The organism is Aequorivita nionensis (genome assembly GCF_046352995.1).
GTDB lineage: Bacteria > Bacteroidota > Bacteroidia > Flavobacteriales > Flavobacteriaceae > Aequorivita > Aequorivita nionensis.
In genome coordinates this window covers 347,721-362,813 of record NZ_CP130281.1, presented here as the reverse complement: position 1 = coordinate 362,813, position 15,093 = coordinate 347,721, and the positions used below count along the sequence as shown (strand labels likewise).

Genomic DNA, 15,093 nt, shown 5'->3' with positions numbered 1-15,093 from the left:
TTTGTTTAATGGAAAGGTGGCTTTTGGCTTTTTCTGCCAAAAGACGGAAGGGGTTTTTTCTTTTAGTTTTATAACAAGTACCCACCCCGTCTGCTTCGCAGCCACCCCTCCCCTGCAGTGCGGGGAATACCCACCCCGTCTGCTTCGCAGCCACCCCTCCCTTGCAGGGTGGGGAGCACACACGTTTTTAAAAGATTTTTGAAGTTATTTTATTATTTTTAAGATATAAATGTTGTGTCATGAGAAAAAAGAAAATTCATGATAAACCTGAGTTACGGGCTTTTAGGCGGGAGTTGCGGAATAATGCTACTCCGGCGGAAGCTTTTTTGTGGAAGCATTTGCAACGTAGTCAATTGGAAGGAAGAAAATTTAGAAGGCAGCACAGTATCCATAATTATATTGTTGATTTCTATTGTGCTTCGGAAGGGTTGATTGTGGAATTGGATGGGCAGGTGCATATGGATGCTGCAGCTGAGGAATATGATAGAAAACGGGAAGCGGTTTTGGAAGGGATGGGGTTTGTTGTTGTACGCTTTGAGAATAAAATGGTTTTTGATTTTTTGCCTTCGGTTTTGAAGGATATTCGGGATCATTTTAAGGAGAATAGAAAGTAAACCCACCCCATCCGCTAAAGCGACCACCCTTCCCTTTCAGGGTGGGGAGTACTATTCAACCTTAACAAAAAGTTAAAGTTCAGCTTTTCAGTAACGATCGGGTGGTATAAAAGACCAATCATTCTATATTTACCGACCGATAAATTTTAGTACTTGCAGGTACATTTTTATCGAGTAATTACTAATAAAAACTCCCTTTACTAATGAAAAAAGTTATTCTTTGTCTTTTACTTACTGCCTTTGTATTGCCCGTCCAGGCCAATGAGGGTATGTGGTTTTTAATGCATATTGAGCGGTTGAACTACCGCGATATGCAGAAAATGGGGCTTCAGCTTACGCCCGAAGAAATTTACAGTGTTAACCATTCCAGCCTAAAGGATGCCATCGTGCAGTTTAACCGTGGCTGTACTGCCGAAATTATATCAGACAGTGGTTTGGTTTTAACCAATCACCACTGTGGTTATAGTCAGATAGCCGAGCTTTCTACTGCTGAAAATGATTACCTGACCAACGGATTTTGGGCAGGGAATAAAGCTGAGGAATTAAAGCCGAAAAAACTTTCCGTTCGCTTTTTTGTGCGTATGGATGATGTTTCAAAGCGTATCTTGAGCTTGGTGAATGATTCTATGACCGAAGCAGAGCGCGAGGCAACCATAAATCGTGAAATTGCCAAGATTGAGCAAGAAAACAACGAAGGCGGCAAATATACCGTTTCAGTAAAATCATTTTATCAAGGGAATGAGTTTTACTATTTCGTCTATCAAGATTATAACGATGTTCGCTTGGTAGGAACACCACCAGCGAGCGTTGGAAAATTTGGTGGCGATACTGACAATTGGGAATGGCCAAGACATACTGGCGATTTTTCACTTTTTAGGGTTTATGCAGATAAGGACGGAAACCCTGCGGAATACTCAAAAGACAATGTGCCTTTGAAACCGAAGTATCACTTAACTACTAACATCAAAGGTTTTGAAGAAAATGATTTCGCCATGATTATGGGTTATCCCGGAAGAACGAACCGTTGGATGCCTGCAGGTGGAATTGAACAAAACGTGGAGTATGCTTATCCCGCCTGGGTAGAAGCTTCAAAAACATCTATGGATGTGATGAAGAAATATATGGACAAGGACCAACAAGTAAAATTAGACTATGCTTCTAGTTATGCGAGCATCGCCAATTATTGGAAAAACCGTCAAGGGATGATTGATGCGCTAACACAACATAAAACCGCCGAAAGCAAACGCATTGACGAGAAAGCTTTTCAGAAATGGGCTTCCAAAAAGGGCAATGAAAAGTATGCGAATGTAATTCCGGTAATTAATAAATACTACAAAGAGACCAATGATATAAGTGCACACAACAATTACCTTGGTTTGTTGATGCGTACTCGCATGGCGTCCATTCCGTATAGATTGGGTAATGCAATAGATTATTATTTGCAGCAAAACGAAGCCAAACAGGCTGAAGTAAAACCTCAATTGGATGCTGAAATCAATGATCTGTATGAGGGTCTTTACTTGCCTTTAGAAAAAAATGTACTAGCAGCACAGCTTAGCTTATATTCCACAAAAGCCAAAAATGTAGCGCCAATGGTTGCTGAAGTTGCTGATGCGAATAACAAGAATGATGGAGGCTGGAATAGCTATGTAAATAGTGCATTTGAAAATAGCATCTTTGAGAGCAAAGAAAAGTTGGAAGCCTTTATGGCAAACCCGAATGCTGACATTTTAAAGAATGACCCATTGTTTCAGCTTTCTACAGATTTGATGACCCGTTTGCGTTATAAAACCGAAGAAGAAAAACAATTGAACAATGATTTTGAACACGCCTACAGATTGATGGTTCAGGGAATGAGACTTCAAAACAGTGATGAAAAATATTATCCAGACGCCAATAGCACCTTGCGTTTAACTTACGGGAAAGTGATTGCTTTACCAGCAGACAAGCGTAACGATGCCAATAAAAATTATTACACCACTTTAAAAGGAACTGTTGCAAAGTACCAACCAGGTGATGCAGAGTTTGATATGCCAAAAAAATTGATTGAACTTTATGAGAAAAAGGATTTTGGGCAGTATGCAGATAAAGACGGTTATTTGCCAGTAAACTTTTTAACCGATAACGATATTACAGGAGGAAACTCTGGTTCTCCCGTATTGAACGGAAAAGGGGAGTTGATTGGTTTGGCCTTTGACGGTAATATTGAAGCTATGGCCGGCGATGTTATTTTTGATGACCAACTGCAACGTACCATCAATGTTGATATTCGTTATGTGCTATTTTTGATAGACAAATTCGCTGGGGCAAGTCATATTATTGATGAGTTGACTTTAGCGAAGTAAAATTATAACAGCGTAAAAGCTCTATTTAAAATAAAAACCACGAATCCAATACTTAGGGTTTGTGGTTTTTATTTTAAATAGAATACCCACCCCGCCCTTTGGGCACCCCTCCTTTGCAGGGTGGGGAACAAGTTAATGTTTAATAGACAGAATTGCTATTTATCACATATATTTGAAGCGAAAATTTTTATATGAATTATATTAAAATACTTCTATTTTTAACTTTGTTCACCTTTTTTTCGGGATGCAAAAAAGATGAATATAAAGAATTTAAAAAAGTACCAGAGTACATAACCCAACCAGATAGGGCACATAAAGCATATTATGAAGCTTATGATAAAACCCTAAAAAAATGGGGGGTAGCTTATGAAGATCTTTATATAACAACTTCAAAGGGAGTCGCCCACGTGCTTATGAGCGGCCCGAGAGATGGCACACCTGTAGTGTTGTTGCATGGAATGAGTGCGAGTTCCACCATGTGGTATCCCAATGCCAAAGCATTGGCAAAACATTTCCGCATTTTTGCAATCGATTTAATTATTGAACCCGGAAAGTCAAATAAAACTGCTGATTTTAAAAATATTGAAGAAGTTACCGCTTGGTATGAAGAAATCTTCTGGGCTTTGAAACTTGATTCCTTTCATCTAATTGGAACTTCTCGTGGGGGTTGGATTGCTACAGATATAGCACTTCACAGTAAGAGGGATATAAAAAGTTTAATCCTCTTAAGCCCAGTTCAAACTATTATGTGGATTCCGCCCAGTACAGACTTGCTAAAAAATATTTTCAATATATTTCATTCTGATAAAGAAGCAGTAGAACGTACCATGGGAACCTTGTCCAAGAACGCAAGTAAAATTGATAGCGATTATATGGCCCAGTATCGACTTGGCCTAAAAAACGATACCGAGGACAAATTCCTGCCGCAGATGAAGCCATTTTCCAACAGCGAGTTGCAATCATTAAAAATGCCTGTACTTGTTTTGATTGGAGATGACGATATGTTTAATACAAAGCATACCATTCATTTAACAGAAAAATACATACCACGAGGCAGGGGTGAGGTTATTTCCAACTCAGGTCATTTCCTTTCTGTAGATCAGCCTGAAGTTGTAGATAAAAAGATGGTTGATTTTATGAAAAATGTAGAAAAGGCGGATTGAGAAAATATAATAGTGTCATGCCAAGTTACTTTTTATCTAACTGGTAACGAACAATTACATTAGATATATTTAGGGGGTAGTTCTCGACTACGCTCGAAATGACAAAGAAGGTTTTTTAATAAAAAAAGAAAATATAATATATGGCATCAGGTTTTTTCGCAATATTGGATGATATAGCTGCATTGTTGGATGATGTGGCAATGATGAGCAAGGTTGCCGCAAAAAAGACGGCTGGTATTTTGGGAGACGATTTGGCTGTGAATGCAGAAAAGGCCTCAGGTTTTGCTTCTTCCCGTGAAATCCCTGTGTTGTGGGCCATCACAAAAGGCTCGCTTTTAAATAAGTTGATAATACTGCCAATTGCATTTTTGCTCAGTGCTTTTTTGCCGTGGGCAGTTACTGTTATTTTAGTGCTCGGGGGCTTGTATTTGGCTTATGAAGGTGCCGAAAAAGTTTATGAGTTTTTCTTCCCACACGCCCATGCTTCGGAATCATTTGTAGAGGAAGGATTGACCGAAAGTGAAATACTCGCCATTGAAAAGGAACGGGTAAAGTCTGCTATAGTAACCGATTTTATTCTTTCACTGGAAATTGTGATCATCGCTTTGGGGACCGTTTTAAAAGAGCCAATCGGAACCCAGATTATGGTGGTTAGTATTATTGCTCTTTTGGCGACAGTGGGGGTTTATGGCATCGTAATGCTTATTGTGAGAATGGACGAAGCCGGTTATAAACTGATAAAAAAGAGCAAGAAAGAAAAAAGCTTTTTAAAATCTTTAGGAACATTATTGGTTCAAGCATTGCCAATAGTTATAAAATCTTTAAGTGTAATCGGCACGATAGCCTTGCTTTTGGTTGCTGGCGGAATCTTTGTGCACAATGTTGATTTCTTTCATCATTTTTTGCCACAGCTACCTTCTTTCATTTTGGAGTTTATTGTTGGGCTGTTGGTGGGTTTTGTTTGTTTAATTATTGTAATGGGGTTTAAGAAAATATGGCGAGGAATTAGTAAAAAGAGCTGATTTATTTTAAAAGGATTATGCTAATTCCTCAAACAAAAAACAAAAAGAAGTAGTAGATACCTTCAATTTTACGACATTTGAAACATAATTTATTTCCAGATTGAATCAAAAACTGATTGCCATATCACTGCTTTTTATATTGATTGCACCTGTTGCAACAATCTATCTTTATATACAAATTGAAAAATCAGCAATCCGTCGTGAAATAAAAGGGAAAATGATTGCCAGTATAAACGAGGAGGAATTGGTTCTATTGAAATTCACAAAAGAAGAAACTAAAATAAAACTCCGTTGGGAACATTCAAAGGAATTTGAATACAACGGGCAGATGTATGATATTGTTTCCTCAGAAACAAAAGGCGATTCAATTTTCTACCGGTGTTGGTGGGATTATGAAGAAACCGAGCTGAATAAAAAGCTAAAGAAAATGGTCGCGATCGCATTTAATCAAGATGATGAAAACCGTAAGACCCAAGAAATATTTTACAGTTATCTATTCTTATATTTCTGTAATAATCCCTTTAATTGGCAAGCCACTCCTATACTAAACATAGAAGTTGTATATCAAGATACTTTGAATTTGGGTGTTTTTAATGCCCTACGCATAAGCCCGCCTACGCCTCCTCCCAAGATAAGTTAACATTCAATTAGATTAAAGAACATAGTTGTCATAAAAAATGACAGCTCGAACTATTGTGTTCTTTTAGGGCATGTTAACTTAAAATAAATAATTAAATGAAAAAATTATTCATACTATGGATATTATTTGGCTTTATAGGTGGTGCCTATAGTCAAAAAATAACTATAACAGAGCAGGATACCAATGAACCCATAGACTTGGTAACGCTCACTAATATAAAAACGAATCTTTATGCCACGACCAATTCTAGAGGACAGGCGGATATTTCGGCGTTTAAGGGTTTAGAAAGGATTGAGATTCGGAGTTTGGGTTATAAAACGCTCATAAAAAGCTATGCGGAATTGGAATCTGAGGCTTTTAAAATTTCACTTGAAACTTCAAATCTTAGCTTAGATGAAGTGGTTATTTCTGGCTCACGTTGGCGGCAAAGCAGTGATAATGTACCTTCAAAAATTATTTCCATTTCAACGAAAGAAGTAGCATTACAAAACCCACAAACTGCGGCAGACCTTTTAAATGTTTCAGGGAAAGTATTTGTCCAGAAAAGCCAACAGGGTGGAGGTAGCCCAATGATTCGCGGTTTTGCAACAAGCCGGTTGTTGTATTCCGTGGACGGAGTGCGAATGAATACTGCCATTTTCCGCTCTGGAAACCTTCAGAATGTTATTAATCTGGATCCTTTTGCCATAGAAAATACAGAGGTGCTTTTTGGTCCTGGTTCCGTAATCTATGGAAGTGATGCCATTGGGGGCGTAATGAGTTTCCAAACCTTGACGCCACAACTATCGCTGACAGATAAAGCTTATATTACAGGAAAAGCCAATGTGCGCTATTCTTCCGCCAACAATGAAAAAACTGGTCATTTTGATGTGAATCTCGGTTTTAAAAAATGGGCGTTTGTAACGAGTATCACTTCTTGGGATTATGACAATCTTCGTCAAGGAAGTCACGGCCCTGAGGATTATATTAAAGATTATTATGTGCAAAGGCAAGACAGCACTGATGTTGTGATTACACAGGAAGATAAGCTCTTGCAAATTCCATCAGCATATTCGCAGATAAACATGATGCAGAAAATCCGTTTTCAGCCAAATGAAAAATGGGATTTTCAATACGGTTTCCATTTCTCAGAAACTTCGCCCTATGGCAGATATGATAGACACAATCGCGTTCGCAATGGAACTGCCCGTTATGCCGAATGGGATTATGGTCCACAGATTTGGATGATGAACAATCTTAATATAAGCTACAACGCAAAAAATTCTGTTTTTGATGAAATGAGCCTTCGTCTTGCACACCAATGGTTTGAGGAAAGCAGAATTGACAGATCGCTGAATAAGACTGAGCGCAACACCCAAAGTGAGGAAGTTTCAGCATATTCTGTAAACCTTGATTTTAAAAAAGCTACGGGTGCAAAAAATACTTTTTTCTATGGAATTGAATATGTGCTGGATGACGTAAATTCTGAAGGCGAATTGACAGATATTTCAACAGGTGTTTCTGAAGTTGGTCCCGCCCGTTATCCACAATCCAAATGGCAATCGTTGGCAGCTTATGTTACGGATGAGTTTAAGGTTTCAGACCAATTTACTTTGAGTGCGGGAGCACGTTACAACCATATTTTGCTAGATGCTGAATTTGACACAACATTTTATCCATTTCCTTTCACCGAAGCAAATTTGAGCAATGGGGCGCTAACGGGAAGTTTTGGTGGGGTTTACCGTCCTGATGATAGTTGGGTGATCAGCGCCAATTTGGGCACTGCATTCCGCTCTCCAAATGTGGATGATCTTGGAAAAGTATTTGATTCTGAACCTGGAAGTGTGGTGGTTCCCAATCCAGATTTAAAACCAGAATATGCTTATAATGCAGATTTGGGAATTGCCAAAGTTTTTGGAGATGTTGTAAAAGTTGATATTACTGGATATTACACTCACTTAAAAAATGCACTTGTGCGTCGCGATTTTAAATTGAACGGCTTGGATAGCATTGAGTACCAAGGCGAGTTGAGTCAAGTACAGGCCATCCAAAATGCTGCCATTGCAAAAGTTTATGGAGTGCAGGCGGGTGTTGAGGTGAAATTGCCAAAAGGTTTTGGTTTTTCCACTGATGTAAACTTCCAAAAAGGCGAAGAGGAATTAGATAACGGCGAAACAAGTCCGTCGCGTCATTCGGCCCCATTTTTCGGGGTCTCACGTTTAAATTATAAAGCAAATAAGCTAAGTATGGAACTCAACTTGAACTATCAGGCAAAACGTGATTTTGAAGATCTGCCGGAAGAAGAAAAGGAAAAGACAGAGTTTTATGCTTTGGATGAAAACGGCAATGCCTTCGCACCATCGTGGTACACGCTTAATTTTAAGGCATTGTACAAAATGACTGATACTTTTGATGTTAGCGGTGGGATTGAAAACTTGACAGACCAACGTTACCGCCCTTACAGTTCTGGGATTTCAGGTGCTGGAAGAAATTTTATACTTGCTTTGACGGCACATTTTTAGAGAGTAAAATATATACTCCATTATGTTTTTGAGCAAGGAACTATATATCTTCACTTTTTTATTATATTTGAGCTAAGCCACTGGCTTATTTCTCCCCACTTAATTTGATAAAACCCGTACTTTATCAGTACGGGTTTTTGATTTTTTTAGAATGTTTTATTACTTTAACTTAATTAGAAAAAGGGCCGGTCAAAAAATTTGGCGCTGACACTGGCCCTTCTTCATCATCAAACCAGCTATTCAAAAACAAAATCTATACGCGCGATTTGCGTTTTTTCATCTTTTTTTCTTCAAGTTTTTTCAATATTTTTTCCTGTTTCAATGCTTTTTCATCTTTTGAAGAGGTTTTAAGATTTCTTCCTTTTGCCATGATATAATTTTTTAAAATTTAGAATTTTAAAATCCCAGTCTCCTTTTCAGAATAAATTATAAAGCGAGTTGGAAACACCAAAAAAATGATGTTTCAGATTGGATGTATGTTTTAAAAAAGGAAACCGTTACGGCACACTCGCAGGTGCGCCTTAATTCGGGAAGATGATTTTCAGTTTAAAAAATGCAACCAAAGATTTCCGTAACTCGATTAGGTTACAATTGCTCTTACAAAATGAATAAAAACCAAGCATAGCGGAAGTTTTGATTGCTTGGTAAACATATCCAATTATTATATGAAAAGCAAGTTAAAATGTATTAAAACTTAGGGGTGTAAGCTTGCTGAAGTAGTTAATTCCTACAAAAGAAAAAACACGTTTCACAATTTCATTTTCCTTACAGAAAAGGATAATTTGTTTGTTGTTTTCCCGTGCTTTTTCTGAAGCTATATAAAGCATATATGCCCCAGCTGCATCAAACTTTTCCAAAGGGTCTAGATCTACTACTAAAGTTTGGGTTTTATCTAGTGCGGCTTCTATTTTAAATTGAATTTCAGATAGATTTCCACTGTAAAGCCTTCCCTCTAAGCGCAATAACCGATCGTTTAAAAAAAAATATAATGGCATACTGTTGTGATTGAAAATTTTAGATCACATAGGTTTTGCGTAGGAATTTAAGGGCGAATTTAATTCAGGGAGTGTAACGAAGTGTGAATTTACAAAATATAAATAGAAAAATTGACGCTACTTCTGTGCGAAGATAGCTACTGAAAAACTTTTCAATTGATCTAATATTTAATGTGTTAGCTTTTTTCTATGGCTAAAAAGTCTCAATGGCACATTTTGAATTAAAGGAAAAATTCTCATACGGGCCCCAATAAGAAACTGGAGAATAACCGCCAAGCACATAAAGCCCATTGCTGGTAATTAGCGGATAGAGTGGATAAAGCTTTGTTTCAATAGTTTCGATGAGCTCAAAAGTGTTTGCCTTGAATTTATGAACCAACTTTTTGCCCTGTACGGTAGCGTAGATATTGTTTTGTGTATCAAAGGCAAATTGAAAATAGGGTTCTCCCGTAATAGTTGAAAGGCTGGCTATTTTTGAAAGGTCGTTCCTATTATAAATATTGCCATCGCGTCCCGTTACCATTAGGGTTTTATTGCTATTCATTGTGAGAATGTTGCCATCCACATCATTCCCATCAGAAATGCTTGGTGAGTTGGCGAGGGTGTCGGGGTTGCAAAAGGCCGTTCCGGGACAGTTTTGGGGTGTGAAGTTATAAATGGTGGCGCCGGTCCAATTAAAACCGTCATAGATACATAAAATTTCCGTATCGTTAAGCGCTGTCATGGATTCTGGATTAAAACCCCAGCCAAGACGGGTGCTAACTCCGGTGGATAGGGTAAGAAAATTGATTACCTCGCCATCAATGTAATAAATCCTATCCCCATTTACTGAAAATGCATTTACTCTATCCCGCACATTTAATTGGAAATTTTCTTCCGTTTGGTATGCATCTGTATTTAACTGATTGACTACTCCTAGGGAATTTACAAAGAACAACGAGTTGTTTCTAATAAAGAAACGGTTAGTGTAGCTATATGCGTTATCAAACGATTTTTCAGCAGTTATTCGGTTTTGGGAAGCGTTGTATTTTTTAAGCAAATTATTGTCCAGCCTATCTATAAGGTGAAAAACATCAGCATTTATTGGATCCCTGGTTACTTGAAGCGGTACGGTATTTACCAGGACGATGTTTCGGGTGAAGGTTTTCAGTTCGCTTTCCAAGGTTTGCATGCCCAAATCTGGTTGGTTTTCATCGCGGAAGCTGATATTTAAAAAGTAGGATACCTCCGGGTAATAGGGTACGTCTAGATCAGTGTAAGTTTCACTGTTTGAAGGAATGTTGTCTATTATTTCCGGATATGAAAAATCGTCAGAAGTTTGGCGCATTACCGAAATGCCTTGTATAATAATATTTTTCGGCTTAGAGAGACGCCAGTCTAGAACCATTTGCGAATAGGAAGGTTGAAAATTGGTGATTTCCACACGTAGTTGTCCGTCAGAGCCATCGTCCGATGGATTACAACTTGGTAAAAAGGCCAATGCAATAATTGTTAGGCAAAGTAGGTGTTTATAGAATTTCATTGAGTATTTCTTTTCGCAATCGGTTAGTTGTGGTATTGTTTACATTGCTTCGGCTTCCGTGGAAATAAACCTCATTATTGAGAACAAAAAACGTATGGACCCAATACCTGAAATTACCATAATAAATGTTCATCCCCTGTTGTGTTACCATATTATATAGTGTGTCTGTGTAGCTGTAGCGTCCGCCTAGAGGTGTATGTTGGTAAATAAAGAAAATTTGTCGGTTCAAAACGGTGACGGAAAGGTCTGGATGTATTACAAAAGTTTTATCGTGAAGCCCATAATTAATATATCTCTTACCATCATCGAAAAAGGAAGTAGCGGCGCCGCCACCATAAATGTGAACCAGTGGCAATTCAGCAAAAGTACTTTCGGGAAGGGTTTCCCATTGCCCGGTTGCTTTGGTAAACTTAAATTTTTCTCTTGAAACCGTTGGGTTTCCATTGTTGTAATATTTTCCACTTACGAAATAAAGATTGTGCCCAACCGTAAATAAAATTGGGTATATAATTTCTGAAGGTGAGGGCAAGGGCATAATTGTTTCAGAAAATGTATTCATATTAAAAGCTACAAGTCGCATAGGAGTTTCTGAATCATCACGTACATAAAGATAAACAGTATCCTCCTCGTCATAAACCACGTCGTTCAAATATCCTTCATATTCAAAGTTGGAAACCTGACGCCATTTTTCATCGGAAGTTTCGAACTTCTTTAAGACGTAGCGATTTTCTGGTTCGGATTGCGTTAACATAAAACTATAGGCTGCGTTGTTGTGTACAAAAATCAAATGTGGCCCATAATCATTGGCATCCACCATTATGGAGTTATCCTTGATTGCCACATCGCAGGCAAAAGTTGTGGAAAGTCCTGCAGTTTCATACCGTATTTCGGTAAATTTAAAATCGGAATAAGGTCCGGCGGGTACATCGATAAAGAGTTTGTCATTTTGGGCTGTGAAATATGCCGGGAGGTCATTAATAAAGACTTTTCCTTTTTCATAATCTGGATTGAAGTTGGCGCCGTTCACTTCCAATGTTCCTGCAATGTAAACTTCCTCTTGTACTACTTCAGTAATTTCAGGTGATTTTAGCGTTAAGTTCAACTGACTCGTAATTTCCTGTAATTGAGCTGTTAGCTTGATTTCAAGTTCGGGGGAGTCAATATCTGTGGGAATGTTAATTACCACCTGTCCATAATCGGTATCTAAAATGGGGGCAATAACTCCGTTTACAGTTACCTTCACAAAATCATTATTAATATCGAAATGGTAACCTTCAATTGTGAGATTTTCACCGAATGTTACCGTATTGCTACTATAAGCTGTTATTTGAGGAGTTTCAAGTTGAAAAGATGTTTCAAGGATTGTGGTATTATTTCTAAGTTCAATCACTTTTAGTAGCGGATTGAAACGCTCCAACGTTCGGGGCACCATTACTTGTATTTCGGTTGGGGAAAGAAATATTACTTCTGCTTCTTCCAGATCAAAAAATACCTGGATCATTCCCACTTCAAAATTGGCTCCTTCAATATTGATGGAGGCGCCAAGTAATCCGGATTCATCAAAGTTAGATGCGGTAGCACTGACCGGTTCGTCATCCTTTTGACAGGACAAAATAAAGCTGACAAAAAGTATTAAGATTATAGAATTTCGATATTTTTTATGATTCATTTGAGATAATGTTGGCGTTCAAAAATATATAAATATCTTAAATTAATGTTAATAATTTTACGAAAAATCTATAGTTTCTGCGGAGTTTCATTTCCCGAAAAGGTTTGTGAATAGAAATCAACAACCTAAGCGAGATTTTAATAGTTTTGCAGCCTTAAAAAACAGATATGATTTCAATAGACGGATTGGCGGTTGAGTTTAGTGGTGAAACACTTTTTAGTGACGTTAATTTTGTGGTTAACGAAAACGACAAAATAGCCCTAATGGGAAAAAACGGCGCAGGAAAAAGTACGATGATGAAAATAATAGCCGGCGAACAAACGCCAACCCGTGGCAACGTGCGAGCGCCAAAAGATGCCGTGATTGCTTATCTACCACAGCATTTGCTCACTAACGATAATTGTACTGTTTTTGAAGAAGCTTCCAAAGCTTTTAAGCAGATTTTTGAAATGCGGGACGAAATGGACAGCCTCAACAAAGAGCTGGAAACCCGCACCGATTACGAAAGTGATGCCTATATGAATATCATCACGAAAGTGGCGGAACTTGGCGAAAAATATTACGCACTTGAAGAAATAAACTACGAAGCGGAAGTAGAAAAAGCATTACGCGGTTTAGGTTTTAAAAGAAGTGATTTACACCGCCAAACTTCAGAATTTAGTGGCGGATGGCGTATGCGAATTGAATTGGCAAAACTCCTGCTTCAAAAACCGGATTTGATCTTGCTGGATGAGCCTACAAACCACGTAGATATTGAATCGGTTATTTGGTTGGAAGACTTTTTGCTGAATAAGGCCAAAGCAGTAATCGTTATTTCGCACGACAGAACTTTTATCGATAACATTACCAACCGAACCATTGAAGTAACAATGGGGCGCATTTATGATTATAAGGCAAATTACAGCCACTATTTGCAACTTCGAGCCGATAGAAGATCGCACCAAATAAAGGCTTACGAGGAGCAACAAAAATTCATAGCGGAAACCCAACTATTTATTGAACGTTTCAAGGGCACATATTCCAAGACTAATCAAGTAAACTCTCGCGAGAAGATGCTTGAAAAGCTTCAGATTATTGAAATTGATGAAATTGACACTTCGGCTTTGGCGCTACGTTTTCCACCTGCACAACGAAGCGGTGATTATCCTGTGGTAGCCGAAGGGCTTACTAAAAAATATGGCGATCACGTAGTTTTTAAAGATGCCAATTTAAGTATTTCACGAGGTGAAAAAGTAAGTTTTGTTGGAAGAAACGGCGAAGGAAAATCCACAATGATAAAAGCCATTATGGGCGAAATTGATTTTGAGGGAAAATGTACGTTGGGCCACAACGCAAAAGTTGGTTATTTTGCCCAAAACCAAGCCGCACTTTTGGATAAGGAACTCACTGTCTTCCAAACTGTGGATGAGGTTGCAAAAGGCGATATCCGTACACAAATTAAAAATGTTTTAGGACGCTTTATGTTCAGTGGCGATGCTATTGATAAAAAAGTGGGGCTGCTTTCCGGAGGCGAAAGAACGCGTTTGGCAATGGTGAAATTATTGCTGGAACCCGTAAACGTTTTGATTCTGGATGAGCCTACGAACCACTTAGATTTAAAATCGAAAGATGTTTTGAAGGAAGCGCTTCTTCAGTTTGACGGTACTTTAATACTGGTTTCCCACGACCGTGATTTTCTACAGGGACTTTCGCAAAAAGTTTTCGAATTTAAAGACAAACGTGTTATTGAACATTTTGAAAGCATAGACGATTTCCTTCAGCGCAACAGAATTGAGAATTTGAAGGAGATTGATTTAAAAGTTTAAAAGTGGGTTTAAGAGTTTAGAGTCGATAAGTTTAGATGTTAAGACTTTAACGCTTGTTTCTACTTTTTGTAGAGATTTGGGTATCTTTAGAAATAAAAGATATTATGCAAAAACCAGATTTCTCAAAACTAAAAGCACTCTACATTAATTGTACCCTAAAACAATCTCCGCGTATGAGCCATACGCAGGGCTTGATTGATGTTTCACAAAATATAATGGAAGCCGAAGGGGTTTCTTTTGAAAATATTCGTCTTGTGGATCATCCAGTTGCTTACGGCGTATATCCAGATATGACTGAGCATGGTGCAAAAGAAGATGCCTGGCCAGAGATTTGGAAAAAAGTTGATGCTGCGGATATTTTAATTATAGGTACTCCTATTTGGCTGGGCGAAAGATCTTCGGTTGCCAGCAAACTGATTGAACGTTTGTACGCTATGAGTTCCCTTCAGAATGAAAAAGGCCAATATTATTTTTACGGAAAAGTTGGTGGTTGCATCATAACCGGAAATGAAGATGGCATCAAACACTGCGGTATGGGTATTTTGTATGCCTTACAGCACGTGGGTTACAGCATACCTCCGCAGGCAGATTGTGGTTGGATTGGTGAGGCCGGACCGGGACCGAGTTACTTGGATAAAGAAAGCGGAGCAAAAAATAACGATTTTACGAATAGGAATACTACTTTTATGACGTATAATTTGCTTCATTTGGCAAAGATGCTAAAAGAGCAAAATGGCTATCCCGCTTACGGAAATTCCCGTAAAGATTGGGATGATGGCACTCGATGGAATTTTGAAAATCCTGAATATCGCTAAAA

11 protein-coding genes are annotated in these 15,093 nt (G+C 38.2%); 8 read left to right on the top strand and 3 right to left on the bottom strand.

Going from position 1 to position 15,093, the window contains the following annotated elements:
- The first annotated feature begins 239 nt into the window (after positions 1-239).
- The 6 genes from Q2U82_RS01585 (at position 240) to Q2U82_RS01560 (ending at position 8,285) form a co-directional block, all read left to right on the top strand.
- Positions 240-614: an endonuclease domain-containing protein gene (locus Q2U82_RS01585; protein WP_410006011.1), complete on the top strand. Its 375-nt coding sequence runs from the start codon at positions 240-242 to the stop codon at positions 612-614.
- A gap of 203 nt (positions 615-817) precedes the next feature.
- Positions 818-2,959, top strand: coding sequence for a S46 family peptidase (locus Q2U82_RS01580; protein ID WP_410006010.1), 2,142 nt, complete (start codon positions 818-820; stop codon positions 2,957-2,959).
- Positions 2,960-3,150: 191 nt separating this feature from the next.
- Positions 3,151-4,122: an alpha/beta fold hydrolase gene (locus Q2U82_RS01575; RefSeq protein WP_410006009.1), complete on the top strand. Its 972-nt coding sequence runs from the start codon at positions 3,151-3,153 to the stop codon at positions 4,120-4,122.
- Positions 4,123-4,262: 140 nt separating this feature from the next.
- Positions 4,263-5,144 carry a DUF808 domain-containing protein gene (locus tag Q2U82_RS01570; protein ID WP_410006008.1) on the top strand — a complete coding sequence of 294 codons (882 nt, stop codon included), beginning with the start codon at positions 4,263-4,265 and terminating at the stop codon, positions 5,142-5,144.
- A gap of 100 nt (positions 5,145-5,244) precedes the next feature.
- Positions 5,245-5,784 carry a hypothetical protein gene (locus Q2U82_RS01565; RefSeq protein WP_410006007.1) on the top strand — a complete coding sequence of 180 codons (540 nt, stop codon included), beginning with the start codon at positions 5,245-5,247 and terminating at the stop codon, positions 5,782-5,784.
- Between the two features lie 95 nt (positions 5,785-5,879).
- Entirely contained in the window at positions 5,880-8,285 is a 2,406-nt protein-coding gene (locus Q2U82_RS01560) for a TonB-dependent receptor domain-containing protein (RefSeq protein WP_410006006.1), read from the top strand.
- 677 nt (positions 8,286-8,962) lie between these two features.
- Here the strand turns inward: Q2U82_RS01560 and Q2U82_RS01555 are convergent.
- The 3 genes from Q2U82_RS01555 to Q2U82_RS01545 all read right to left on the bottom strand — a co-directional run bounded on the left by Q2U82_RS01555 (position 8,963) and on the right by Q2U82_RS01545 (position 12,471).
- Entirely contained in the window at positions 8,963-9,280 is a 318-nt protein-coding gene (locus Q2U82_RS01555; protein ID WP_410006005.1) for an STAS domain-containing protein, read from the bottom strand.
- A 193-nt stretch (positions 9,281-9,473) separates the two neighbouring features.
- Complete coding sequence (locus Q2U82_RS01550; RefSeq protein ID WP_410006004.1) at positions 9,474-10,802, bottom strand: hypothetical protein; 1,329 nt, start codon at positions 10,800-10,802, stop codon at positions 9,474-9,476.
- The gene (locus Q2U82_RS01545; RefSeq protein WP_410006003.1) at positions 10,789-12,471 is read right to left on the bottom strand and encodes an IPT/TIG domain-containing protein; all 1,683 of its coding nucleotides are present in this window, start codon (positions 12,469-12,471) and stop codon (positions 10,789-10,791) included. Before Q2U82_RS01545 ends, Q2U82_RS01550 begins: the two co-directional genes overlap by 14 nt.
- A 167-nt stretch (positions 12,472-12,638) precedes the next feature.
- Between Q2U82_RS01545 and Q2U82_RS01540 the strand changes: the two genes are divergently transcribed.
- Together Q2U82_RS01540 and Q2U82_RS01535 are read left to right on the top strand one after the other, a co-directional pair.
- On the top strand, positions 12,639-14,276 hold the full coding sequence (locus Q2U82_RS01540; RefSeq protein WP_410006002.1) for an ABC-F family ATP-binding cassette domain-containing protein: 1,638 nt from the start codon (positions 12,639-12,641) through the stop codon (positions 14,274-14,276).
- A gap of 104 nt (positions 14,277-14,380) precedes the next feature.
- A complete protein-coding gene (locus tag Q2U82_RS01535; RefSeq protein ID WP_410006001.1) occupies positions 14,381-15,091 on the top strand; it encodes a flavodoxin family protein in 711 nt (236 codons plus the stop codon).
- Positions 15,092-15,093: the final 2 nt, after the last annotated feature.

Bases quoted from the DNA above. Each gene is read 5' to 3' on its own strand.
- Q2U82_RS01585 (WP_410006011.1), top strand. From the start codon at position 240: ATGAGAAAAAAGAAAATTCATGATAAACCTGAGTTACGGGCTTTTAGG.
- Q2U82_RS01580 (WP_410006010.1), top strand. From the start codon at position 818: ATGAAAAAAGTTATTCTTTGTCTTTTACTTACTGCCTTTGTATTGCCC.
- Q2U82_RS01575 (WP_410006009.1), top strand. From the start codon at position 3,151: ATGAATTATATTAAAATACTTCTATTTTTAACTTTGTTCACCTTTTTT.
- Q2U82_RS01570 (WP_410006008.1), top strand. From the start codon at position 4,263: ATGGCATCAGGTTTTTTCGCAATATTGGATGATATAGCTGCATTGTTG.
- Q2U82_RS01560 (WP_410006006.1), top strand. From the start codon at position 5,880: ATGAAAAAATTATTCATACTATGGATATTATTTGGCTTTATAGGTGGT.
- Q2U82_RS01555 (WP_410006005.1), bottom strand. From the start codon at position 9,280: ATGCCATTATATTTTTTTTTAAACGATCGGTTATTGCGCTTAGAGGGA.
- Q2U82_RS01550 (WP_410006004.1), bottom strand. From the start codon at position 10,802: ATGAAATTCTATAAACACCTACTTTGCCTAACAATTATTGCATTGGCC.
- Q2U82_RS01545 (WP_410006003.1), bottom strand. From the start codon at position 12,471: ATGAATCATAAAAAATATCGAAATTCTATAATCTTAATACTTTTTGTC.
- Q2U82_RS01540 (WP_410006002.1), top strand. From the start codon at position 12,639: ATGATTTCAATAGACGGATTGGCGGTTGAGTTTAGTGGTGAAACACTT.
- Q2U82_RS01535 (WP_410006001.1), top strand. From the start codon at position 14,381: ATGCAAAAACCAGATTTCTCAAAACTAAAAGCACTCTACATTAATTGT.